This is a genomic window from Corynebacterium sp. 2571A (genome assembly GCF_055700935.1).
Genome location: NZ_JASTTE010000001.1, coordinates 400316 through 424123, shown reverse-complemented (window position 1 = coordinate 424123; position 23808 = coordinate 400316). Strand labels below are relative to the sequence as shown.

The window sequence follows — 23808 nt, the reverse complement described above, 5'->3', positions numbered from 1 at the left end:
GGGGAGAATTGCCTAAGTCTGGTTGAGTAAATAGGCTTCTAAACTGTGAACTTTTTCGCCAATATGCCCCGCGACCCTTTTGCCGACGACCCCAATGATCCCGCCTCCTTCCTGGAAGAAGACGAGCAGGCACAGCCGCTGAGCCAAGAGGAGCGCGCCGCCGTGATCCACGACCTCGCCTTGGTCCAGGAATTCGCCCGCGCGCTCGGGCCCCGCGGAGTGGACGGAATCTTCTTCTACTGCGAGGACTGCCAGGAAAACCACTTCTACGAGTGGGACATCATGGCTGCCAATATGCGCGCGACCTTGAACGACGAGCTCGCCCCGGTGCACGAGCCGGGCGCTGAGCCGGACCCGAACCGCTACGTGCCCTGGGACTACGCCCTGGGCTACCTGGACGGGCTCGACGCACGCTAAAACCGCCCCCGGCGAAAGGTGGACCCCACCCCGCCGAGAGCGGTTCTCTGCAAAGACTTTTCTTAGAAGGACTTAGCTACTACTGCTGCACCTGCGGCGGAGCGAGTTCACCGTCGTTTTCCTCCGGGGAAGCGCTCGGCTCCTCCGTGGGTTCTGTCGGTGCGGGCAGCGGGTTGGGCAGCCCGGTCTCGGTCACCGTCACCGTCACGGTCTGGGTGGCCTTCTCCGTCACCGTGGCCGGCTCCGGGGCGGGAGCCGGCTTCTCGGCCTCCGCGTCCTGCTCGGGCGGCGCGGTCTCGGTCACCGTCTCCGTCGGGCGCGGGCGGGCCACCCGCGACGAGCGGGCCTTGTCTTGCTTGTCCTCGGCGTCGGCTTCCTTCTCTTCCGCCAGGTTCAGCATCTTGCGGGCCTCCGCCAGGAGGGACTGCGCGCCCTCCCAGTCGCCGCTGGCGGCGCGGGACTCAATCTCATCCAGCTTGCCGGCCAGCTCGACCGACTGCGGATCGTGCTGGGAGCCAATGCCCTGGGTGTTGTAGACCACCACGCCGGCCCCAGCGATGACCAGGGTGGCAGCGGCAGCGCCGATGAGGCCGTGGACGAACGGGCGCGGGCGCTTGGCCTTGCGGCGATCCGCCAGCGAGGCCACGGAGGCCCCCGCGGCGTTCCCCGTGTCCTCGGCGGACTCGGTACCCTCGCCTTCGCCCAGCGCAACCACCGGCACCGGCGGCAGCGGCTGGTGGACCTCGTTGCGCAGGTCCAGCAGCAACGCCGCTAGCTCGTCGCTGCCGTCACTGGGGTCTTTTCCGGCGGATAGATCGGTCAGGAAGTGATCGTCATCAACTAAGGGCTGCAGCTGATCGGCCAAGTCATTAGTGTCATCGGGCCGACGTCGCTTTGACATGATCATCCCTCCTTTCCGATCCTGCTGTGCAGGACATACATAAAAATCTGGTTTTTAGTTGTTATTGAGATTTAGCCAGCCGCTTGCGCAACTGCCCGAGGGCTCGGTGCTGAGCTACCCGGACCGCGCCCGGAGTAGAACCGACGGCTGCGGCTGTTTCCTCCGCGGAAAGGCCCACGAACACCCTTAGAATCACAATGTTGCGAGCCTTTTCACTTAATGTATCGAGTAACTCGCGAACTCTGTTACTTCCGTCTGTAACCAGCGCGTATTCCTCTGGGCTGTGGCCGGAAGCCGTCTGTTCCGGCAGGTCCTCGGTGGGCACCGAGTGGTCGCGCCCCAAGTTGCGGTGCGCGTCCGCCACCTTGTTAAAGGCGATGCCGTAGACGTAGGCCATGAACGGCCGCCCCTTGTCTTCGTACTTGGGCAGGGAGGTCGCCACGGCGAGGCAGACCTCCTGCGCCACGTCGTCGGCCGTCGGGTGGCGGTGGCCGCCAATCCGGGCGCGGCAGTAGCGCACCACCTGCGGGTGGATCAGACGGATGATCTCTTGCAGAGCCCGCCGATCGCCCGATACCGCCGACGGCACCAGGGCCGCTAGCTCGGTTTCGGAATCGCTCACGTTCAGGCTCTACTTTCTCGTTTAAGGTTTCACGGCATCACGCCGGCCCGGGCACCCGCTTTCAGTCGGTGGCGCGCGGGGGCGGCTCAGATCGAAAATTAGCCGTCTCAGAACTATACCGATGATCGGTGTCTAATTCATCATCGTGATTTTACTTTTAGTCACGACGCGGAGCGATTCATCTGGCTTTTCTACCCCGAAGGTAGTAGCCCACGCCGCGGTAGACAAAGTTCACCAAACTTTAACCTTTGTGTATATAAGCTGGCCAGACGGCTAATCGCGAGGATTGAAACAATCAGAAAACCAGCTGGCAACCAGCTGGCAACCCAACGTTTACCCATGCGGGCCACACTGCCAAATCGGAATACTTCAAGTCCCGAATTAACCAATTGAGGAGATTTCGTCGTGTCACAGCCGCATCTGCTTCCCGGACCGAACGCAGATTTTTGGGAATGGCAACTGCATGGAGCATGCCGCGGGAAGAACTCGGATGTTTTCTACCACCCGGACGGGGAACGCGGCCGTGCCCGCGCGCAGCGTGAGAACCGCGCGAAGGCCATCTGCAACGCCTGCCCGGTCATCGAGCTGTGCCGTGAGCACGCCCTCCAGTCCGCTGAGCCCTACGGCGTGTGGGGCGGCATGTCCGAGGCCGAGCGCTCCCACGCCCTGCGCGCCCGCAACAAGCGCGCCCAGGTCACCAAGGTCGCCCCGGTTACCGCCTAGGCGGTTTCCCGTTAGGGCTTGACCCCTACCGCCACTGGCGCGCAGGCAACCGTGCTGCCCAATAATGCAGCCTGCCGCCCTGCCGCCCCGGTGGTTCCTTTTGTGGCCTCCTACCCTTCTTGGGCCTCGTGGGCCGCGTGAGCCGCGTGGGCCAGGTAACGGGCCAGGTAGGCGCCGGTGACCGAATCCGCGACTTCGGTGAGCTCGCGCGGACTCGTGCTGGCTACCACCCGGCCGCCGGCCGAACCGGCCCCGGGGCCCAAATCGATGACGTGATCGGCGTGGGCGATAACCGCCGGGTGGTGCTCGACGCAGACGACGGTGTGCCCGCTGTCGACCAGCTCATCGAGCAGCTCCAGCAGCACCTGCGTGTCCAGCAGGTGCAGGCCCGTGGTCGGCTCGTCCAGGATGAGCACGTCGGCCGCCGCCTTCTTATCGGCCATGTGCACGGCCAGCTTCAGCCGCTGGCGCTCCCCGCCCGAGAGGGTGTTCAGGGGCTGGCCCAGGTGGATATAGCCCAGGCCGACGGTGCACAGGATCTCGCAGATTTTCGCCGCGGCGGGCACGCGGGTTTCCTTGGCGGCGAAGAACTCGGCGGCCTCCGCGGCGGGCATTTCGAGGACCTCCGCGATGTTCTTGTCGCCAAAGGTATACGCCAGCACCTCCGCGGAAAAGCGCTTACCCTCGCAGACCTCGCAGGGCACGTCCACCCCGGTCATCACGCCCAGCTCCACGTAGACCACCCCGGCGCCGTTGCAGTTCGGGCAGGCACCGGCGGAGTTGGCCGAAAACAGCGCGGGTTTGACACCGTTCGCCTTGGCGAAGGCCTTGCGGATGGGCTCGAGCGCGCCCGTGTAGGTCGCCGGGTTCGAGCGCCGAGACCCGGTGATGGTGGCTTGGTCGACCATGAGGACGCGGTCGTTCTCGGCGAGTTCCTGCGGCAGGCAGGCCAGCAGCGAGGACTTGCCCGAGCCGGCCACGCCGGTAATGGCGGTGAGTACCCCGGTGGGGATATCGACGTCGACGTCGCGCAGGTTGTTAACGCTCGCGCCGCGCACCGCGATGGCCCCCGTGGGCGTGCGGACCTCGCCCTTAAGGCCGGTCTGCAGGGCCAGCGCCCGCGCGGTAGCCGTATCCGCTTCGACCAATTCCTCGACCGGGCCGGTGAACACAACCTCGCCGCCGTTAGTGCCGGCACCGGGGCCGAGCTCCACGACGTAGTCGGCGATGTCGATGGTCGCGCGCTTGTGCTCAACCACCAGGACGGTATTGCCCTTGTCCCGCAGGCGCAGCAGCAGGCGGTTGAGGCGCTCGATGTCCTGCGGGTGCAGGCCCGCGGTCGGCTCGTCGAAGACGTAGGTGATATCCGTCAGCGCCGAGCCCAAGTGCCTAACCATGCGGGTGCGCTGCGCTTCCCCGCCCGAGAGGGTGCCCGCGGGCCGGTCCAGGCTGAGGTAGCCCAGGCCGATCTCCACCGCGCTGTTGACCGCCTGGCGCAGGTTGTCCACCAGCGGGGCCACGCGGGCATCCTCCAGGCTCTCCAGCCAGGAGGAGACCTCGGTCAGCTCCCACTGGGAGACCTCCGCCAGGGAAACACCCGCGATATAGGACCGGCGGGCGTGCTCGGCCAGGCGGGTGCCCTCGCAGGCCGGGCAGTCGACGAAGCGGGCGGCGCGCTCGACGAATTCCCGCATCTGCTTGGGCAGCTGCTGCGGGTCCTTGGACAGCGTCGAGCTCTCCAGCCTCGGCACTAGGCCCTGGTAGGAGATGTTGATGCCGTTGACCTTCACCTTGACGTCGTCCAGGTAGTAGAGGGCGTGCTTTTGTTCCTCGGTGAACTCGGCCACGGGCACGTCCGTGGGGTACAGACCGGACTGGGCGTAGCTCTGCCAGGTCCAGGAGCCGACCTTGAGGCGCGGGACGATGATGGCGCCGTCGTCGAGGCTGAGCGACTCATCCACTAGAGCCGTGAGGTCGAGCTCAGTGACCCGGCCGGTGCCGCTGCACTCCGGGCACATGCCGCCGGTGCGCTGGAAATGGGTGACTTCCTTCTTCGCCCCGGCCTTCTCGACCTGGATGGCGCCCTGCGCGCTCACGGAAGGCACGTTGAAGGAATAGGCGGCCGGGCCGCCGGCGTTCGGCTCCGCGATGCGGGAAAACAGCACGCGCAGCATGCCGGTGATGTCCGTGGCCGTGCCGAAGGTAGACCGCGCGTTGGCCGCCAGCGGCTCCTGCCCCACCACGATGGCGGCGGTCAGCCCCTCGAGGCGGTCGACGTCGGGGCGGGCGGTCTGCGACATAAAACCCTGGACGAAGCCGGGGTAGGTCTCGTTGACCAGCCGCTGGGACTCGGCCGCGATGGTGTCGAAGACCAGGCTGGACTTGCCGGAGCCCGACAGCCCGACGAAGACGGTCAGCTGGCGCTTCGGGATATCGACGCTGATATCGCGCAGGTTGTTATCCCGCGCGCCGGTGACCCGGATGAATTCTTGTTGTGGCACGAGGCATAGCTTAAAGCACGATGAAAGGCCCCGCCGGCTGGCTAGCCGGGCGAGGCCCTCGGGCTCTATTCAAGCGGGAGGCCCGCCGGTTACCCGGCGGAGCCTGGCTCCCGCGCGCGTGAGCTCACGCGGTTTTAGTGATGGTGGTGGTGACCCTGGGAGGACTCTTCTTCCTCGGCGGGCTTTTCCACGACGGAAGCGTCGGTGGTCAGCACCATGCGTGCCACGGAGGTGGCGTTGACGACGGCGGAGTGGGTGACCTTGACCGGGTCGATGATGCCGTTGTCGATGAGGTTGCCGTACTCCAGGGTGTGGGCGTTGAAGCCTTCACCGTTGGGCATCTCGGCCACGCGGTTGGTCACCACGGCGCCGTCCTCACCAGCGTTGGTGGCGATCCAGTAGGCCGGGCGCGACAGCGCCTTGGCTACGGAGAGCACGCCGGTCTTGGCCTCGCCCTCGAAGTCCTGGGCGAAGGTCTCCAGCTCGCGCGCGATCTGGACCAGGGCGGAGCCGCCGCCGGCGATGACGCCTTCCTCGACCGCGGCACGAGCGGCGTTGATGGCGTCCTCGACGCGCAGCTTACGCTCGTTGACCTCGGTCTCGGTGGCGGCACCGACGCGGATGACGGCCACGCCGCCGGACAGCTTGGCCAGGCGCTCCTCGAGCTTTTCCTTGTCCCAGGTGGAGTCGGTGCGCTCGATCTCGCGGCGGATCTGGCCGCGGCGCTCCTCGACGGCCTCGGCGGTGCCGGCGCCGTCGACCAGGACGGTGTCCTCCTTGGTCACGGTCACGCGGCGGGCGGAGCCCAGAACCTCGAGGCCGACCTCGTTGAGGTTGATGCCCAGCTCCGGGTCCACGACGGTGGCGCCGGTGACGACGGCCAGGTCGTCCATGAAGGCCTTGCGGCGGTCGCCGAAGTACGGGGCCTTGACCCCCACGACCTTCAGGACCTTGCGGATGGAGTTGACCACCAGGGCCTGCAGCGGCTCGCCCTCGATGTCCTCGGCCATAATCAGCGTCGGCTTGCCGGACTCGGCGATCTTTTCCAGCAGCGGCAGGAAGTCCGGCAGGGAGGAGATCTTGTTGCGCACCAGCAGGATCTGGGCGTCGTCGAGCACGGCGTGGTTGGTCTCTTCCTCCGTCGCGAAGTACGGGGAGAGGTAGCCCTTGTCGAAGGAGATACCCTCGGTGACGTCCACGGTGGACTCCATGGTCTGGGATTCCTCCACGGTGACCACGCCGTCCTTGCCGACCTTTTCCATCGCGCCGGCGACCATCTCGCCGATCTCCGGGTCGCGGGAAGAAACCGTTGCGACCTGGGCGATTTCGGAAGCGGAGTTGACCGGAGTGGCGCGCTTCTTGAGCTCTTCCACGGTCTTCTCTGCGGCCGCGGCAATGCCGCGGTTGAGCTCGACCGGGTTAGCGCCGGCGGCCACGTTGCGCAGACCTTCGAAGACCAGCGCCTGGGCCAGCAGCGTCGCGGTCGTGGTGCCGTCGCCGGCGATGTCGTTGGTCTTGACCGCCACGGACTTGACCAGCTGGGCGCCCAGGTTGGCGAAGGGCTCGTCCAGGTCGATGTCGCGGGCGATGGTCACGCCGTCGTTGGTGACGGTCGGGCCACCGAAGGCCTTGGACAGAACCACGTTGCGGCCGCGCGGGCCCAGGGTGACCTTGACGGCGTCGGCCAGGGTGTCGACGCCGCGCTGGATGCCCTCGCGGGCCTCCTGATCAAATGCAATGAGTTTTGCCATTAGTGGCTACACCACCTTTTACTTTTCGATAACGGCGAGCAGGTCGCGAGCGGACAGCAGCAGGTACTCCTGGCCGTCGTACTTCAGCTCGGTGCCACCGAACTTGGAGAAGATAACGGTGTCTCCTTCGTTGACGCCCACCGGGACGACTTCACCCTTGTCATTGGTGCGGCCCGGGCCGACGGCAATGACGGTCGCCTCTTGCGGCTTTTCCTTAGCCGAGTCCGGGATTACCAGGCCGGAAGCGGTAGTGGTTTCCGCTTCGACGATCTGGACCAGAACTTTATCTTCCAGCGGCTTGATGTTCGCCATGGTGTGATTCCTCCGTTTATGAATCAATGAGTTGTATGTGCCGGTTGCATGCATTGCCAGCACAGCCGTCGTCGCGGGTGAACAACTGTGGGTCAAACAACCTATCTAGCACTCTACCCGCGCGACTGCTAACCGACAACAACACCGCTCCCCCGCCGCGCACACGCCCGCAACTCCCCGCACCACCAGGCCTCGGCGACCAACCGCCCCACCAAGCCACACCTCCTAAGCCAAAACTTCGACTCCTCCCCCGGCCGCAGCCAAACCCAACGCGCAAAAAGGCCCCGCCGGCAGCTCGTGCAAGCCACCGGCAGGGCCGGGCGCAGGGAAAACCTGCGCTCTAAACCGTCAGCGCGCTACTAGCAGGAGACCTGGGCGACGGTGAAGCCCATGGTCTTGGCCAGCCCGCCCAGGGAGGTCTCCTTGTACTTGGAGAGCATGTCCCGGCCGGTTTCTGCCATGGTCGTGACCGCGTTGTCCAGGGAGACAACGTGGGAGCCCTCGCCGCGCTTGGCCAGGCGTGCAGCGTTGATGGCCTTGACGGCGCCCACGGCGTTGCGCTCGATGCAGGGGATCTGCACCAGACCGCCGATGGGGTCGCAGGTCAGGCCCAGGTTGTGCTCAAGCGCGATCTCGGCGGCGTTTTCCACCTGCCGCGGCGTGCCGCCCAGCAGCTCGGCCATACCGGCAGCTGCCTTGGAGGAAGCAGAGCCCACCTCGCCCTGGCAGCCAACCTCGGCGCCGGAGATCGACGCGTTCGTCTTGATAATGATGGCCACCGCGCCAGCGGTCAGCAGGTAGCGGTGCACGCTGTGCTTGTTGAATCCGCGCTGGAAATCACGCGCGTAGTGCAGCACGGCCGGCAGGATGCCGCAGGCGCCGTTGGTCGGGGCGGTAATGACACGGCCGCCGGCGGCGTTCTGCTCGTTGACGGCCAGCGCGTAAAGGTCCACCCAATCCATGGCCTCCAGGCCGGAGTCCTCGTCCTCGCGCTGCGCCAGCAGGTCCTGGTAGAGCTTCGGCGCGCGGCGCGGGACCAGGAGGCCGCCCGGCAGGATACCGTCGGTCTCGATGCCCTGGGACACGGCCTGCTGCATGACCTCCCAGACGCGGTCCAGGTGGGCCAGCACGAAGTCCTCGCCGCCTTCGTCGGAGTGGAGGAAGGCCTCGTTGGCCAGCATGATCTCCCAGATTGCCAGGTCGTGCTTCTCGCACAGCTCCAGCAGCTCATCGCTGGTGTCGAACTCGTAGGGCGCGCGCATGTTCTCCGGCATGGGCGTGGGGTTCTCCGCGGCCAGCTTGGAAGCCTCCAGCTCCGCGCGAGTCTGGATGAAGCCGCCGCCGACGGAGAAGTACGGCACACCCTCAGCAATACACTTGCCGTCGGCGTCGTAGGCCGAGAACAGCATGCAGTTCGGGTGGCCCGGGAAGGGCTCGTTGTCGAAGACGAGGCTGTAGTTCATGGTGCCGGTCGGGCCGGTGACGCTGCCCTCGCGCGGAATGTTCGTGCCGGCGACCGGCTCCGCATCCAGCGGCACGTCCAGCGGAGTCCAACCGACCATGCCCAGGATGACCGCGCGGTCCGTGGCATGCCCCAGGCCGGTGGCCGAGAGGGATCCGCGCAGCTCGCAGCGCACCAGCGCCGGGTATTCCAACAGCGAGTCCACGAAGGCCTTGGCCGCGCGCATGGGGCCGACCGTGTGCGAAGAGGACGGGCCGATACCGATACTGAAAATGTCAGTCACTGTCAGGGTCATGGTGTACTCCTTTTGGTTGCTCCACTCGTGGCTCGCGCGCCTGCCGCAACCAGGTAGGGGTGCGAAGAAATTATCGCGACCGGGCGCGCCGCCTCTCACCGCCCATCCTAACGGTTGACGCGATGTCAGGCACATCTAAAAAGCGTTGTCATCTGGCTCAAATTTCCAGGCTTCTCACCTGCCACTTTTAACAAGTGCACAAAAATTATCACCGTCCCTGCCACAAGGGACGGTGATTCATGGTCGCGCGACGCGGCCGTACCGCACCCGCCGACTACGCCTGCTTGTCCGTATTGATAACGGCCGCGCGCCAGAGCTGGTATTCCTCCGGGTTGTCCTCGCGGTAGTTGTGCACGGCACGGATGGAGTTTTCCACACCCTCCACCACATCATCAGTAATATCGTCACCCTCGGCACCCACGAAGATGACCGCGCCAGAAATCGCCCGGATGGGGTCCTGCAGGAAGGCCGAATTGCCAGTATCAGCGGTATTGCGTGCGAGCGATGCCACCGGGTTGGGCTCAGCCCCCTCGGCGCGGGCATCCGGGTTGAACAGCGCAGCGTAGGTAGAGCCATCTTCCTGGAAGGCCACCGCCACGCGGTCTTCAGTGGCCCCGCCCAGGAACTGGTTGGCGTGCTCCAGCTCGAAGGTGATCTTGCGACGGGTCAGGTCAGGGTTGACAAGGAATCCAATAGTCATAATTCCTAAAACTAGCCGCCAAACCGGAAAACCACACCCTGAGCAGGGAAAACTTTTGGTTAACATCCTATGAACCGAGAACTAAGTCAGATCCCACCCTTACGATAAACTACACAGTAATACCCAGTTCCTTTTTACCTTGGAGAAACCCGCAGCCCCACCCAAATATTCCTATTAAATGAGTGCCCCATAGCCATGCAATGAATCCGTATCAAATAGACAGCCCATCGCTCTAGTCTCCAACACGCTATTTCCTAAGTACCTCGAAGAGTAGCGGCTTTTCCTTACCCCGTTTTGAAAAACCTCCAAAACACGACCCTTCCAGAGGAGGACTAATGCAATACGCCCCACCGAAGCCTTCGGTAGTGAGGCCTTCGGCAGTATTGCCGCTCTCCACCAAAAGTATTAAAGAGCCCCAAAATTACCCGAACCCGCCGCTACACTAAGCCCCGCATTCAACTCGACTATTCCACCAATGTTACTAAACTCACATACACAGTCAGCGATTTCTCCCGTGATGGTAACCTACAAAAAGTGCTATCCTTCAAAAAATTTTTCACTGGAACAAAGTCTCAGATTCTCCAAAAAACACTTAGTTTTTTAGAAAAAGTACAGAATTGGATATTACGTAAATTTTCACCTCAACTCGCAGGCTCCCTCCAATTCTCCCTTGCCGCATTGTACTCTTTTACACTTATAGCTTTAATCCTTAAACACTTCATCTATAAACACTTCATCTGCAAAGACCCCATCGATGACTTCACCTGTAAAAACTCTATCGATCGCTGGATGTTCGTCGCAGGCATATCATTAATTTTATTATCTTTGTTAAACGGATGTCTTATTCGATTTACGAAACTCTCTGAGCTTTCAATGAATAAAGAGCCCGAAATCTACCAGCGCTTATTCGAAGCCACTTTCAATTCTACAATAGCCATAGTCCTATTTGTAATACTCTTTGCTATAGGTCTTTTCGATTCGGATCCCCCCATTGCACAGACGCTTGTCCTACTGTTTTCAGTATCCCTTTCAAAAGAGTGCTTTTATTGCTGGTTCTGGATCCAACAGCGTCCCGAAACCGAATCTTTACAAGACTGTCCTTCTAAAAACTCGAACCCGTAGAATAATTTAGATTACGACACATCAGGTTCGCCAAGCTAAAGAACTCTTAGTGAGAATGAACTGAATCCATGATTCCCGTAAAGTTCTTTCCATAATCGATAGTTTCTTCGCCTTCCGAAAACTCCGCGACTAAACTGCCGCTGCACTTCCAGTGCTGACCCGCTTCAGAGACTTAGTCCGCCTGTACCAGCGGAGTCTCAACCTCCAGCTGAGTGTCCGTGGCGGTGGCGAGGCCGGAGGGTTGGGCGCCTTCGGTGATGAGTTGTGCGGCGACGGCGGCGATCATGACGCCGTTGTCGGTGCAGAGTTTGAAGCTCGGGACGCGCAGCTCGATGCCGGCTGCGGCGCAGCGCTCGGCGGCGAGTTCGCGCAGCCGGGAGTTGGCGGCTACTCCGCCGCCCAGCAGCAGGACGCCGGCGCCGGTGTCCTGGCAGGCGCGCACGGCCTTGGCGGTGAGCACGTCGCAGACGGCCTCCTGGAAGGAGGCGCAGGTGTCTTCCACGGAGATGACCTCGCCGTTGCGCTCAGCCTGTTCGACGTAGCGGGCCACGGCGGTCTTCAGGCCGGAGAAGGAGAAGTCATGGCGGTGGTCGCCGCGCAGATCCTCCGCCTTGCTGAGCCCGCGGGGGAACTTGATGGTGGGCTCGCCGCGGGCGGCGAGCTTGTCGATGACCGGCCCGCCGGGATACCCCAGGCCCAGCAGGCGGGAGACTTTGTCGTAGGCCTCGCCGGCGGCATCGTCAAGCGTGGTGCCGAGCTCCCGCATGGGGCGGCCGACGGCCTCTACCTCGAGCAGCTGGGTGTGGCCGCCGGAGACCAACAGGGCCACCGCGTGCGGCAGCGGCTTGCCCTCCAGATTGGCGACGGCCACGTGGCCGCCTAGGTGGTTGACCCCGTAGAAGGGTACGCCCCAGGCGGCGGCGTAGGCCTTGGCCGCGGAGGCGCCCACCAGCAGCGCGCCGGCCAGGCCCGGGCCGACGGTGGCGGCCACGGCATCGGGGCGCTCAATACCGGCCTGGCGCAGGGCTTCCTCCATCACCTGGGGCATGGCCTCCAGGTGGGCGCGGGAAGCGATCTCCGGCACGACGCCGCCGAAACGGGCGTGCTGCTGCATGGACGAGGCCACCGCGTCCGCCAGCACGCGCATCTGCCCGGCCTCGTCGACCTCCACGATGCCGACGCCAGTCTCGTCGCAGGAGGACTCGATTCCCAATACGATCATTGCCGTTCGCCTTCTTTAGTTTCTTGTCATCCCCGCCCGGCCGCGCTGTGGCCCGGCGCCAGGCTGGTCTTAGTTGTCTGGTTGCTCGTTCGCTGCTTGCTAATTCTCGTCGTCGGCGAGCTGCCCGCCGTCTCGCTTATAAGTGTAGGCATCCGCGCCGGAGGGTTGGTAATAGTTGCGGCGCAGGCCCAGCCGGTGGAAACCGTAGGCCTTGTACAGGGCGATGGCCGGTACGTTGTCCACGCGCACTTCCAGGAAGATCGGTGCCTTCTCGCGGTCGGCGATGAAGCAGATATTGTCCATCATCATCCGGCCGATGCCGCGGCGCTGGTGCGCAGGATCCGTGCCAATGGTGTGGATTTCATACTCCGGGTCATCGGCTGGGCCCATCCGCCCGATGCCCGCGTAGCCGACCAAAAGATCGGCCTCGGTGTCCTGCACCCCCAGGTAAAAGGTGTGCGGCTGGCGGAACTCCGCCCGGAAGACCTCTTGCGACCAGGGGGTCTCCCCCGGGAAGAGCACGGTTTCCAGCTCGGCGCACCGGGGCGCGTCGGATGCTCCCAGCTCCCGCAGGACGAGGCTCACAGCTCGACCTCGGGGATGGCAGCCGATCGCGGCTTCGGCGCCGGCTCCTTCGCGTCGGGCCGGCGCAGGTACAGCGGCACCAGCGGCTCCGGCTGCGCACTAAAGTCCACGGCCGCTGCCAGCGCGGCCGGGCGCGGGTTGAGCGCCGGGCGCACGGCGGGCTGCCACTTCTCCGGCAGCCGCTCCCCCAGCGCCGCCGGGATGTAGACAGCAGTGACGGTCTCCGGGAAGTCCACGCCCTCGGGCCGGGCCACGTTCGGCCCGAGGACGCGCTCGGCGCCGCGGTAGACGGAGTAGTAGATCTCCTTGCGGCGGGCATCGGTAGCCACCACGAACTCGCCGGTTTCTGCGGAGCCGCTGGTGTGCGTGCCTTCCGCGGCGCCACTGGTGTTTGCGACGCCGCCGTCCTGGGCGGCTGCGGCCACCGCGATGGCGTCGTGCCCGCAGAGCCCATAGACCGGGATGCCGCGCGCCTGCGCCAGGGCCGAGGCCGTGGCCATGCCGACGCGCAGGCCGGTAAACGGCCCCGGCCCGCAGCCGGCCACGACCGCGTCCAGCTGGGAATAGTCCCCGCCCAGCAGCTTGTCGATGGTGGGCATCAGCAGCTCATTGTGGGCCCGGGTGTCCTTAACGGTCGCGTCCTGGACCGCCGACGGTTGGGTGGGAGCCGCGTCGCCCGGCTGGGCCGGGTCGATGTCCACCAGGCCGGTGACCAGATCCGTGGTGGAGGTGTCGATGCACAGAACACGCATTAGGACGCCAGGACCCAGGTTCCGTCTTGGTTCTGCATGAACGGCAGCAGGGAGAAGCCGTTGATAACCGGCGGGACCTGCTGGGAGCACAGGTCAACCTCGCCGCGGTCCAGCTTCTCCGGGAAGGTGTTCAGGTCATCGTCCAGGGCCACCAGGTAGTTGGTGTCCTCCGGGACCTTGCCGTCCACCAGGTCCAGCTCGTCCGGGTTCAGACCGAAGGCTTCCCGAAGCTCATCGCCGGAAACGCCCGGGCAGACAAACGCCGCGGCGGTCCACTCCTCGCCGTAGACGTCCGCCGGGGACAGGGCCGTGCCGTGCAGGCCCTTGTTCTTGGTCTCTTCCAGGATGTGGCCCACGCGGCCGACCGGCTCGTCGGCGCGGGCGGCGGTCCAGCCGACCAGGCCCAGGATGGCGATGAGGAAGCCGACGGTGACGACGGCCACCAGTGCGGCGGCTGACTTGGACAGTTTCATCATGGTGACTCCTTCTGCGCGACAGTCGTACGCCCGACTATCGGATTAGTTCTATGGGGATTAAGCGCCTATAAGGCTTGGGCATTGTTTTTACGCCCTGCAATGGTACCTCGTGCAGGTTCCGCGAGTGTGTGGCGCCTCCGCGGTAGCTGAGCGCGCGGCCGGCTAGCGGCTGTGCCATTGCCAGGAGATGACGCGGGGGCCGTCCTCGTCCAGCGGGGCGTCGTCGGCCCGCGCGCTTTCCCGGTCGATGCGCACGAGCAGGAAGTCGTCGCTGAGCTGCTCGACCAGCCCGCCGCCCCACTCGGCGACGACGACGGCGTCGGCCAGCTCCGTGTCCAGGTCCAGCGCGTCTAGGTCCCCGATGGGATCACCGGAGCCGGCGCCGAAGTCGTCCAGCAGGCGGTAGGCGTCCACGTGCACCAGGTTCGGGCCGGACTGCTTGGCGCGGTGCTCCCGGGCGATGACGAAGGTCGGCGAGGTCACCCGGCCTTTCACGCCCATGCCCTCCGCGATGCCCTGCGTCAGGGTGGTCTTGCCCGCGCCCAGCGGGCCGTCCAGTATCACCACGTCGCCGGCCTCCAGCGCGCGGCCCAGCCGCGCACCTAAGTCCTGGGTCTGCTCGCGGGTGGTGAGGGTCTCGCTGCCGCGAGCGGGAAAATCACTGCGCATCCTAGGCCTCCTGCCGGGGCAGGTAGGTCCGCTGGGTGCGCCCGGTGGGCCGGCAGACCACCTCGTAGTTGATGGTCCCGGCGGCGTTCGCCAGGTCGGTGGCGCTGCGCCCGCCGGTGCCGAAGAGCACGGCCTCGTCCCCGATGGCCACCCCGTGCGGGTTGGGGCCTAAGTCGACCACGACCTGGTCCATGCACACCCGGCCGACCTGCGGGTAGAGGTGGCCGTTGATGCCTACCTCCAGCTTGTCCTGGAAGTTACGCGGCAAGCCATCGGCGTAGCCGGCGGGCACGGTGGCCAGGTAGCCCGGCTGCGACGCTCTCCAGGTCAGGCCGTAGCAGGTGGCCTCCCCCGGCTCGATCGGCTTGACGTTGATGACGGTGGCGGCCCAGGTCATCGCCGGGCGCAGGTCGTGCTCCATGCCCGCGATGGGCTCCAGGCCGTAGCAGGCCAGGCCCACGCGCACCTGCTCGAAGTAGGCGCTGGGGCGGGTCAGGGTGGCCGGGGAATTAGCCAGGTGGTTGACCGGGCATTCCAGGCCCATCGACCGCGCCTGCTCCAGGGCGTCGCGGAACTGCTGTTCCTGGTAGTCATTGTGCGGATGATCCGGGGTATCAGCACACGCGAAGTGCGACATCAGGCCGGTGACCTCCAGGAAGGGGCAGTCGCGCAGCAGCTTAAAGGCCTCCGGCCAGTCCGCGCGCTGGATACCGGAACGGTGCATCCCGGTCTCCACCCCGATGATGACGCTGGCCGGGGTCTCCTGGCCTATCAGGGCCCGGGCGTGCTCCAGGGAGGGCACGCCGACGGTGATCCCGTGGGCGAGGGTCTCCGAGAGATCGTCGCTGGGGTCCCAGATCCACGCCGCGATCGGCCTGTTGACGCCGACCTGGCGCAGGCGCACGGCCTCCGCGGTGGTGGCCACGCCGAACGCGTCCGCGCCGGCGGCCTCCATCACGGGGGCCACCTTGTCGATTCCGTGCCCGTAGGCGTCCGCCTTCACCACGCACATCAGCCGGGTGCCGGGGCCCACTTTGTCCTTGAGGTAGGCAACATTGTGGGCGATGGCATCCAAATCGATGCGGGTGGTGAGTAACGACATGGAAGCTACTCTACCGTCACCGACTTTGCGAGGTTACGAGGCTGGTCGACGTCGTAGCCCTTCGCGGCGGCGACGTTGCAGGCGAAGATCTGCAACGGCACGGTAGCCAGCAGCGGCTGCATCAGGGTCGGGGCCTGCGGAATGCGGATGATGTAGTCCGCGTAGTCCTCGACCGCGGCATCGCCTTCCTCGGCGATAACCACGGTGACCGCGCCGCGGGCGCGGATCTCCTGGATATTGGAGACCACCTTGGAGTGCAGCGAGTCGCGGCCGCGCGGGGACGGCACGATAACGAAGACCGGCTGGCCCTGCTCGATAAGGGCGATCGGGCCGTGCTTGAGCTCGCCGGCGGCGAAGCCCTCGGCGTGCAGGTAGGCAATTTCCTTCAGCTTCAGCGCGCCCTCTAGGGCGACGGGGAAGCCGACGTGGCGGCCCAGGAAGAGCACGGAGGTGGCGTTCTGCATGGACTTAGCCAGGTCCGCGACCTGCTGCTCGCCGTCGATGACCTCCTGGATCCTGTCCGGCATGGCACGCAGCTCGCGCAGGATGGACTCGACCTCGTCGGTGAACTTGTTGCCGCGCAGCTGCGCCAGGTACAGGCCCAGCAGGTAGGTGGCGGTGATCTGCGCCAGGAAGGCCTTGGTGGAGGCCACCGCGATCTCCGGGCCGGCGTGGGTGTAGAGCGCGGCGTCGGATTCACGCGGGATGGACGAGCCCTGGGTGTTGCAGATAGCGATGACCTTCGCGCCCTGCTGGCGGGCGTGGCGCACCGCCATCAGGGTGTCCATGGTCTCGCCGGACTGGGACAAGGCCACCACGAGCGTTTTTTCGTTGACAATCGGATCGCGGTAGCGGAACTCGTGCGCCAGCTCCACCTCGGTGGGGATGCGGCACCAGTGTTCGATGGCGTAGCGGGCCACGTGGCCGGCGTAGGCGGCGGTGCCGCAGGCGATGACGATGATCTTGTCGATGGACTTGAGCACGGATTCGTCGATCCGCAGCTCGTCCAGGATCAACTTGCCGGACTCGTCGAAGCGGCCCAGCAGGGTGTCGCGGACTGCGCTCGGCTGGTCGTGGATCTCCTTGGCCATGAAGGAGTCGAAGCCGCCCTTTTCCGCCTGGGCGGCGTCCCACATGATTTCAAACGGCTTGCCCTCGGCCGGGTTGCCGTCGTAATCGGTGATGGCGACCTCGTCCGCGGTGATGGTCACGACGCGGTCGTTGTCGATCTCGACGGCGGACTTGGTGTAGTCGATGAAGCCCGACACGTCGGAGCCCAGGAAGTTTTCGCCCTCGCCCAGGCCGATGACCAGCGGCGAGTCGCGGCGGGCGGCCACAATACGGTCCGGCTGATCCGCGTGGATGGCCAGCAGCGTGAAGGCGCCTTCGAAGCGCTGGCAGGCCAGCTGCATAGCGCGGGTCAGATCGCCTTCGGCCTCGCCGTGGAAGACGTCGGCAAGCACCGTGGCAGCGACCTCGGTGTCGGTCTCCGACGCGAAGTGGGCGCCCTTGTCGATGAGCTCGGTGCGCAGCTCGGAGAAGTTTTCGATGATGCCGTTGTGCACGACGGCGAGCTTCCCGCCGTCGACGACGTGCGGGTGGGCGTTGATGTCGGTGGGGCCGCCGTGGGTGGCCCAGCGGGTGTGGCCGATGCCCAGGACCGAGTCCGGCACCGGGCGGTTGGCCAGCTCCTTATCCAGCTCGGCTACCTTGCCGGCCTTCTTGCGCCAACTGATTTCCCCGTCCGCGTACATCGCGATGCCGGCGGAGTCATAGCCGCGGTATTCCAGGCGACGCAGCCCCTCCAGCACGACGTCCAGGGCAAAGTATTCACGGTCGTTTCCCGATTGACCAACGTATCCGACGATTCCACACATAGCCCCAGATGTTACAGCATCGACCAGCACTCCGACGGATTCAGGTTGTATATTCACCTCGCCGCAATAATTGCCCGAAGTTTTCGGCCCCGGTCAGGTGCTACCGCGCCAAGGTTTGCTCTATCCTGGTAGATGTGTCTGCGAATTTGAAGAAGCATCTATCGACCCTGTCCAAGCGCGGCCCGCACCGGGTTCTCGTCGGCGATTTGTCTTATGCCGGCCTGAACGGCAAGGTGTATGCCCCTGCCGAAGGCAACGCGTTGCCCGCCGTGGCCTTCGGCCACGACTGGATGAAAAAGGTGAAAAGCTACCACGCCACGCTGCGCCACCTGGCCTCGTGGGGAATCGTGGCGGTCGCCCCGGACACGGAGACCGGCGTGCACCCGAACCACCGCAACTTAGCCGCTGATATGGAAACCGCCCTGCAGATCGCCGCCGGCGTGAAGCTCGGCCAGGGCAATATCTCCGTCGGCCCGGGCAAGCTCGGCATGGTCGGCCACGGCATGGGCGGCGGTGCGGCTGTCCTGGCCAGCGTCGATAACGAGAAGGTGCGCGCTGTCGCGGCCATTTACCCCGCCTCCACTGCCCCGTCGGCCTCCCGCGCCGCCCGCCGCCTGGAGATCCCCGGCCTGGTCATCGGCTCCGGCCGTTCCGACATCTTCAGCGCCGGCAACCCGGCGAAGCTGGCCTACAACTGGGCCGGCGACTGCTCCTACCGGGAGATTGCCAAGGGCACCCAGCAGGGCTTTAGCGAAGACCGGCTGACCAAGCTCATGCTCGGCACCCCGGCTTTTGAGGGCGGCCCCACGGAAACCGCCCGCGGGCTTATCACCGGCTTCTTCCTCCACCAGCTCAACAACGACAGCAAGTACTCCGATTTTTCCGATCCGGAGGCCGTCGGCAAGAACGTGGAGAGCTTCATCGGCGAAGACCTCAGTGAGAAGGCCGGCGTCACCCGCGACGACTAGCCCCTCCGCAGCACGGATTTTACCTGCCCCGGCGCACTTGTGCGCTGGGGCTTTCTGCGTTCCTCCCGCCCCAACCGCGCCGGCGCCCCGGGGCGCGCCGCCGACGTCCGCGCCGCCTTGCCGGCCGCCTTCACCTCGGCGCTGGCCTGGTTCTTGGCGTTGTCCGCGGCCTTTTCTAAGTCTTCCTGCGCCTTGGCCAGGGTGCGTTCAAATTCCAGCAGCCGCGCCGCGGTGCGCTGGCGGAACTGCCGGGCAAATTCGTCGAAGTCGTTTACCATCGTCCTGCCTTTCGGGCTCGCTCTTGCGGTTCATTTCCAGCATCTTCTGCCGGCACTTCCGGCTCCTGCGGGGCAGGGCCCGCCCCACCACCGGCGTCCGCGGCCGGCGGTGCCGCCGGTTCGGGTGCTGCCGGCTGGGCAGCAGGCTCGGGAGCCGGTTTAGGCGCCGGCTCAGCTGCTGCCGGTGCGGCATCCATATGGGCCAGCTTGCCCGCCGGTGGTTCCGGCTCAGGCACCTCTGCTAAGTCCGGCGGACCCGGCTTAGGGTCCGGTTCCGGGCAGGGCTCGGGTGCGGGTTCCGGTCCCGGTTCAGGCTCGGGCAATAGTTCCGGTTCCGGGCACTCCATGCCCTCCAGGCACTCGGCTGCGGCCGCCAGCAGCAGGCCCGCCCCGATGAGCGCTACGCCAGCTCCGGCGACCCCAAGGGCACCGCAGCAGCTCTGCGCGGGCTCGCACGGCACCGGCTCCGGGCAGGGCTCCGGCTCAGGCTCTGGCGCCGGCTCCGGCTCTGGTGCAGGTTCCGGTATAGGTGCGGGCTGTCCGGCCGGCTCGGTTTCCGGCACTGGTTCCGGCTCCGGGCAGGGCTCCGGGTCGGGTTCGGGATCTGGCGCGGGCTTGGGCTCGGGTTGGTCCTTTGGTTCTGGGCACGGTTCGGGCTTCGGCTCTGGCTCTGGCGCGGGCTCTGGGCAGGACTCAGGCTCTGGGCCCGGCGCCGGTTTGGGCCGTGGTTGCGGTTCTGGTTGTTTTTCTGGTCCTGGTTGTGGTTCCGGCTCCGGGGCCGGCTTGGGCGCAGGGCCCAGGGACGACGGCTCGGTCGGTGGTGTGCCGGCATCGGGTGCGGGCTTGGGTTGCGGTTCCGGCTGTGGGTCTGGTTTGGGCTGCGGATCTGGCTTGGGCTGTGATTGGCCCTCGGCGCAGGGTTTGGTTTCTGGTTCTGCGGGGGCTTCCGGTGGTTCGGGCGGTAGGGGGCGCTCGCAGGCGCACTCGCAGCGGCGCTCGAATTCCTCGTAGCAGCTGTCGATGGCCTCGTCGCGCTCCCGGCAGGTGCCGGCGACCTACTTGTTGGTGTCCTCGATGACGCGGCCGCCGATGGCGGAGATGGCCGGGATGAGAAACTGGGCCACGGGGTGGCGGCGCAGCACCATCGCCAGGATGTCCAGCAGCCCGATGGCGGCGCTGAGCAACTCCCCGATCGCGGAGTCGGAGATATGCACCACGTCGTCGATGGCTTGGGCGCAGTCCTCCGCGTCGCGGGCGAGCTCGTCGGCCTGGGTGCGGTCGTCTTCGTGGTAGTCGTTGAGGGTACGCAGGCGGTCCAGCAGCTTGTCGCCGGCGACGAGGAAGCCGCCGCCGAGCAGGAATTCGCGCAGCTCACCGCCGCCGCGGTTGGGCCGGTCCGCGCCGACGGCCGCCCGGGTGCCCGCCACTAGGTCGGCGCTGCTGAGCCCGTCGACGGAACCGACCATCTTCTGCAGCACCCCGACGGGTAGGCTGGGGCCGGAATACGCGCCCTGGCTGGCCAGCTGGAAATTGCTCACCGAGCGGGAATAATCGGCTAATTGGCTGCGGGCCATGGCGCTAGTGCTGCTCATGGTCATCCCCCTGCCCCAGGCGGGCGCCGAACGCGTCATCGCCGCGGTAGACCGCGGTGAACTGGTCGGCCGCGGCGCGCACGGTGTTATCCATGTTGTTGATGCGCCATCCGCCCAGCTCGTGCAGGCGGTTAAGCAGCTGCTGGATGCGCTGCCCGTGGCCGGCGAAATCACGGCCGGCGGCGGCCTGCGGGTACTCCGGCACGCGGCGCAGGTGCGCCTGGCGCTGCGCGCTCACGCCGGTGGATACCTGTCCCAGGCGAGCGACAATATCAGTGTGGTCGAACTCGATTTCCGGCACCGAGGGACTCCCTTTCTTGCAGTCTCTTCTCTTCAGGTCCGAGCCGCCCCGGGCGGGAGCAGCTTCACCTTTTTGGACTGCCGGAAGTCCCCGGCGGTTCCCACCAATTTTTCTGGAACCGCTCGTGGGCTTTCAGGTGCCGGTGGCGCGGGTGTTGTTAGACGCCGGCGACCACGGCGGCGAGCCGGCCGGCGACCTTGCGGGCCTGCTCTTTCTCGGCGGCTTCGACCATGACGCGGAAGAGTTCCTCGGTGCCCGACGGGCGCAGCAGCACGCGGCCGGTGCCGTGGAGTTCCTCCTCGGCCTGGGCGATGGCGGATTTGACCTCCTCGTTGCCCATGATCGCGGACTTGTCGGAGACCGGCACGTTGATGAGCACCTGCGGCAGGACCTTCATCACGCTGGCCAGCTCCTGCAGGGACTTGCCGGAACGGGCCATGCGCGCCATGAGCGACAGGCCGGTCAGGGTACCGTCGCCGGTGGTGCAGTCGTCCGGCAGGACGATGTGGCCGGACTGCTCGCCGCCCAGAGAGAAGTCGCCGCGGATGAGCTCTTCGACCACGTAGCGGTCGCCGACCTTGGTCTGGACGACCTCGATGCCCTGCTCCTGCATCGCCAGCGTCAGGCCCAGGTTGGACATGACGGTAGCGACCAGGGTCTTGTGGCGCAGGTCGTTGTCCTCGTGCATGCCGACGGCCAGGATGGCCATGATCTGATCGCCGTCCACGACGTTGCCGGCGGCATCGACAGCCAGGCAGCGGTCGGCGTCGCCGTCGTGGGCTAGGCCGAGGTCCGCGCCGTGCTCCACCACGGCCTTCTGGGCCTGCTCGATATGGGTCGAGCCGCAGTCCTCGTTGATGTTGAAGGCGTTCGGCTTGTGGTGGATCGGGATCACCGTCGCGCCGGCGGCCTCGTAAGCCTGCGGGGCAACCTTGGAGGCGGCGCCGTTGGCGGTATCCACCACGACGGTGATACCGGACAGGTCGGCGGTAACGACCTCGGCGAGGTGCTTGAGGTAGCGCTCGCGGGCATCGGGAGCCTCCGAGATGATACGGCCCAGCTTGGTGCCGGTCGGGCCCTCTTCGCTCAGGGTGTCCATCGCCTGCTGGATGTCGTCTTCCACTGCGTCCGGCAGCTTCCGCCCGCCGGCGGAGAAGAACTTGATGCCGTTGTCCGGCATGGGGTTGTGCGACGCGGAAATCATCACCCCCAGGTCCGCCCCGTAGTCATCGGTGAGGAAGGCAATCGCCGGGGTCGGCAGCACGCCCACGCGCAGCACGTCCACGCCGCGGGAGGCGAGCCCGGAGGCGATCGCCGCGTCGAGCATCTCCCCGGACACGCGCGGGTCGCGGCCGATGATTGCGAGCGGGCGGCGCTCGTAGGATTCCCGGTTGGCGGTAAACACCTCCGCCGCCGCTTGGCCAAGTTTCAGTGCCAGCATGGGGGTCAGCTTCTGGTTAGCCAGACCCCGCACTCCGTCGGTGCCAAATAGTCGAGTCATGTCCAACATTATGCCCCTACCGTTATGCTTCGCGCGACCGGACCGGACCTATTCCCACTTCCTGTACTCACCTAAAGTGGGGTAGCCGCGCCGGCGCCGAATAGCGCCGCGCCCGGACACGCTTAAAATGGCCCCATATGAGCGCAGGCGGAACCTTAAGGGAATCACTGATTAACGTCACCGGTCGAGCTACTAATGCGCTAGCACGCGCGTTGCCCGGCCGCACTGTCGACGCGGAAAACATCCAACCCATCGGCTGGCACCGCCACGCAGAAGGCGTGCGCCGGCTGCTGGACAGCTTTCAGGCCGTCCCCGCCGGCAAGCGGGTCCGCCTGGCGAAGAAAACCTCCAACCTCTTCCGCGGCCGCGAGTCCACCACCCCGGGGCTGGACGTGAGCGGCCTGGGCGGGGTCATTGCCATCGACCCGGTGGCCAAGACCGCCGACGTGCAGGGCATGTGCACCTACGAGGACCTGGTGGACGCGACCCTGCCCTTCGGGCTCGCGCCGCTGGTGGTCCCGCAGCTGAAAACCATCACCCTGGGCGGGGCGGTCACCGGCATGGGGGTGGAATCCACCTCCTTCCGCAACGGCCTGCCACACGAATCCGTGCTGGAGATGGACGTCCTCGACGGCAACGGGCAGATCGTGACCTGCTCGCGGGAAGAAAACGTGGATCTGTTCCGCACCTTCCCCAACTCCTACGGCTCGCTGGGCTACGCGGTCCGCCTGACCATCGAGCTGGAGGAAGTCCCCTCCCTCATCGAGGTCCGCTCCGTGCGCTTCCACGACCTGGACAGCTTCCAGGACGCCCTGGCCGAGGCCTCCGCCAGCGGAGAATTCGACGGCACGCGCCTGCACGGCCTCGACGGGGTGGCCTTCAGCCCGCAGGAGGCCTACCTGGTGCTGGCGGTCGCGGCTGGCGATGCCGCCTCCCACACCTCGGACTACACCGGCCAGGCCATCTACTACCGCAGCCTGCAACACCCCCACGGCACGAGCCACGACCTGCTGAGCATCCGCGACTACATCTGGCGCTGGGACACGGACTGGTTCTGGTGCTCGCGGGCCTTCGGCGCGCAAAACCCAACGGTGCGCAAGATCTGGCCGCGCCAGTGGCGCCGCAGCTCTTTCTACTGGAAGATCGTGCGCCTGGACCGCAAGTACCAGCTGGAATACAACTTCCTCAAAAAGCCCAAGGGCCTGCCGGCCTCCGAGCGGGTGGTCCAAGACGTGGAAGTCACCGCCGATAAGACCGCCCAGTGGCTCGACTGGTTCTTTGCCGCCAGCGATATCCAGCCGGTGTGGCTGTGCCCCATCCGGCTGCGCGACGGCGTCGAGGACCTGGTCGGCACCGGCGAGGTTGCCGCCTCCTCGGACTCGCCCTGGCCGCTGTACCCCCTGAAGCATGGGACGACCTGGGTAAACGTCGGCTTCTGGTCCGGGGTCCCGGCCGACCACGACAGCCCGGAGCAGGAGCCGGGCGCCTTCAACAAGGTCATCGAGGCCAAGGTCAGCGAGCTGGGCGGGCACAAGTCCCTGTACTCCGAGGCCTTTTATACCCCGGAGCAGTTCGCCGAGCTCTACGGTGGCGACCTGCCGGAGAAGATGAAGCAGCAGGCCGACCCGGCGGGCCGTTTCCCCACTCTCTACGACAAGACCGTGAACAACTCTTAAGAC

22 protein-coding genes are annotated in these 23808 nt (G+C 65.7%); 4 read left to right on the top strand and 18 right to left on the bottom strand.

Going from position 1 to position 23808, the window contains the following annotated elements; all coding sequences use genetic code 11:
- Positions 1-45: 45 nt before the first annotated feature.
- Positions 46-417, top strand: coding sequence for a DUF5319 domain-containing protein (locus tag QQS53_RS02145; RefSeq protein WP_472774296.1), 372 nt, complete (start codon positions 46-48; stop codon positions 415-417).
- 79 nt (positions 418-496) lie between these two features.
- On the opposite strand, the gene QQS53_RS02140 is transcribed toward QQS53_RS02145, so the two are convergent.
- Positions 497-1318: a hypothetical protein gene (locus tag QQS53_RS02140; RefSeq protein ID WP_472774295.1), complete on the bottom strand. Its 822-nt coding sequence runs from the start codon at positions 1316-1318 to the stop codon at positions 497-499.
- A gap of 61 nt (positions 1319-1379) precedes the next feature.
- A complete protein-coding gene (locus QQS53_RS02135) occupies positions 1380-1940 on the bottom strand; it encodes a sigma-70 family RNA polymerase sigma factor (protein WP_472774294.1) in 561 nt (186 codons plus the stop codon).
- Positions 1941-2345: 405 nt separating this feature from the next.
- Here QQS53_RS02135 and QQS53_RS02130 point away from each other — a divergent pair, with 405 nt between their 5' ends.
- Positions 2346-2663 carry a WhiB family transcriptional regulator gene (locus QQS53_RS02130; protein ID WP_472774293.1) on the top strand — a complete coding sequence of 106 codons (318 nt, stop codon included), beginning with the start codon at positions 2346-2348 and terminating at the stop codon, positions 2661-2663.
- A 110-nt stretch (positions 2664-2773) separates the two neighbouring features.
- On the opposite strand, the gene QQS53_RS02125 is transcribed toward QQS53_RS02130, so the two are convergent.
- The 12 genes from QQS53_RS02125 to glmS form a co-directional block, all read right to left on the bottom strand.
- Entirely contained in the window at positions 2774-5164 is a 2391-nt protein-coding gene (locus QQS53_RS02125; protein WP_472774292.1) for an ATP-binding cassette domain-containing protein, read from the bottom strand.
- Between the two features lie 134 nt (positions 5165-5298).
- Complete coding sequence (gene groL, locus QQS53_RS02120; protein ID WP_290224835.1) at positions 5299-6915, bottom strand: chaperonin GroEL; 1617 nt, start codon at positions 6913-6915, stop codon at positions 5299-5301.
- Between the two features lie 18 nt (positions 6916-6933).
- A complete protein-coding gene (gene groES / locus QQS53_RS02115) occupies positions 6934-7227 on the bottom strand; it encodes a co-chaperone GroES (RefSeq protein ID WP_070769183.1) in 294 nt (97 codons plus the stop codon).
- 359 nt (positions 7228-7586) lie between these two features.
- Complete coding sequence (locus QQS53_RS02110) at positions 7587-8984, bottom strand: L-serine ammonia-lyase (protein WP_472774291.1); 1398 nt, start codon at positions 8982-8984, stop codon at positions 7587-7589.
- A 274-nt stretch (positions 8985-9258) separates the two neighbouring features.
- Positions 9259-9684, bottom strand: coding sequence for a hypothetical protein (locus QQS53_RS02105; protein WP_472774290.1), 426 nt, complete (start codon positions 9682-9684; stop codon positions 9259-9261).
- A gap of 1294 nt (positions 9685-10978) precedes the next feature.
- Positions 10979-12028, bottom strand: coding sequence for a tRNA (adenosine(37)-N6)-threonylcarbamoyltransferase complex transferase subunit TsaD (gene tsaD / locus QQS53_RS02100; RefSeq protein ID WP_472774289.1), 1050 nt, complete (start codon positions 12026-12028; stop codon positions 10979-10981).
- 99 nt (positions 12029-12127) lie between these two features.
- A complete protein-coding gene (rimI, locus tag QQS53_RS02095; protein ID WP_472774288.1) occupies positions 12128-12613 on the bottom strand; it encodes a ribosomal protein S18-alanine N-acetyltransferase in 486 nt (161 codons plus the stop codon).
- Positions 12610-13365, bottom strand: a complete 756-nt coding sequence (tsaB, locus tag QQS53_RS02090) for a tRNA (adenosine(37)-N6)-threonylcarbamoyltransferase complex dimerization subunit type 1 TsaB (protein ID WP_472774287.1) — start codon at positions 13363-13365, stop codon at positions 12610-12612. The genes rimI and tsaB overlap by 4 nt, the downstream gene beginning before the upstream one ends.
- The gene (locus QQS53_RS02085) at positions 13365-13841 is read right to left on the bottom strand and encodes a hypothetical protein (RefSeq protein ID WP_472774286.1); all 477 of its coding nucleotides are present in this window, start codon (positions 13839-13841) and stop codon (positions 13365-13367) included. Before QQS53_RS02085 ends, tsaB begins: the two co-directional genes overlap by 1 nt.
- A gap of 162 nt (positions 13842-14003) precedes the next feature.
- Positions 14004-14510 carry a tRNA (adenosine(37)-N6)-threonylcarbamoyltransferase complex ATPase subunit type 1 TsaE gene (tsaE, locus tag QQS53_RS02080; protein ID WP_472774285.1) on the bottom strand — a complete coding sequence of 169 codons (507 nt, stop codon included), beginning with the start codon at positions 14508-14510 and terminating at the stop codon, positions 14004-14006.
- A 1-nt stretch (position 14511) separates the two neighbouring features.
- Complete coding sequence (gene alr, locus QQS53_RS02075; RefSeq protein ID WP_472774284.1) at positions 14512-15612, bottom strand: alanine racemase; 1101 nt, start codon at positions 15610-15612, stop codon at positions 14512-14514.
- A 5-nt stretch (positions 15613-15617) separates the two neighbouring features.
- On the bottom strand, positions 15618-17489 hold the full coding sequence (glmS, locus tag QQS53_RS02070; protein ID WP_472774283.1) for a glutamine--fructose-6-phosphate transaminase (isomerizing): 1872 nt from the start codon (positions 17487-17489) through the stop codon (positions 15618-15620).
- Positions 17490-17623: 134 nt separating this feature from the next.
- Here glmS and QQS53_RS02065 point away from each other — a divergent pair, with 134 nt between their 5' ends.
- Positions 17624-18457 (top strand): poly(ethylene terephthalate) hydrolase family protein, encoded by an 834-nt coding sequence (locus QQS53_RS02065; protein ID WP_472774282.1) that lies wholly within the window; start codon positions 17624-17626, stop codon positions 18455-18457.
- On the opposite strand, the gene QQS53_RS02060 is transcribed toward QQS53_RS02065, so the two are convergent.
- The 4 genes from QQS53_RS02060 to glmM form a co-directional block, all read right to left on the bottom strand.
- Positions 18454-18735: a hypothetical protein gene (locus tag QQS53_RS02060; RefSeq protein ID WP_472774281.1), complete on the bottom strand. Its 282-nt coding sequence runs from the start codon at positions 18733-18735 to the stop codon at positions 18454-18456. The two genes, QQS53_RS02065 and QQS53_RS02060, sit on opposite strands and share 4 nt — an antisense overlap.
- A 1055-nt stretch (positions 18736-19790) precedes the next feature.
- Positions 19791-20327, bottom strand: a complete 537-nt coding sequence (locus tag QQS53_RS02055) for a hypothetical protein (protein WP_472774280.1) — start codon at positions 20325-20327, stop codon at positions 19791-19793.
- On the bottom strand, positions 20314-20628 hold the full coding sequence (locus tag QQS53_RS02050) for a hypothetical protein (RefSeq protein WP_472774279.1): 315 nt from the start codon (positions 20626-20628) through the stop codon (positions 20314-20316). Before QQS53_RS02050 ends, QQS53_RS02055 begins: the two co-directional genes overlap by 14 nt.
- A gap of 157 nt (positions 20629-20785) precedes the next feature.
- Entirely contained in the window at positions 20786-22129 is a 1344-nt protein-coding gene (gene glmM / locus QQS53_RS02045) for a phosphoglucosamine mutase (RefSeq protein WP_472774278.1), read from the bottom strand.
- Positions 22130-22266: 137 nt separating this feature from the next.
- Here glmM and QQS53_RS02040 point away from each other — a divergent pair, with 137 nt between their 5' ends.
- The gene (locus QQS53_RS02040) at positions 22267-23805 is read left to right on the top strand and encodes an FAD-binding oxidoreductase (RefSeq protein WP_472774277.1); all 1539 of its coding nucleotides are present in this window, start codon (positions 22267-22269) and stop codon (positions 23803-23805) included.
- Positions 23806-23808 lie beyond the last annotated feature (3 nt).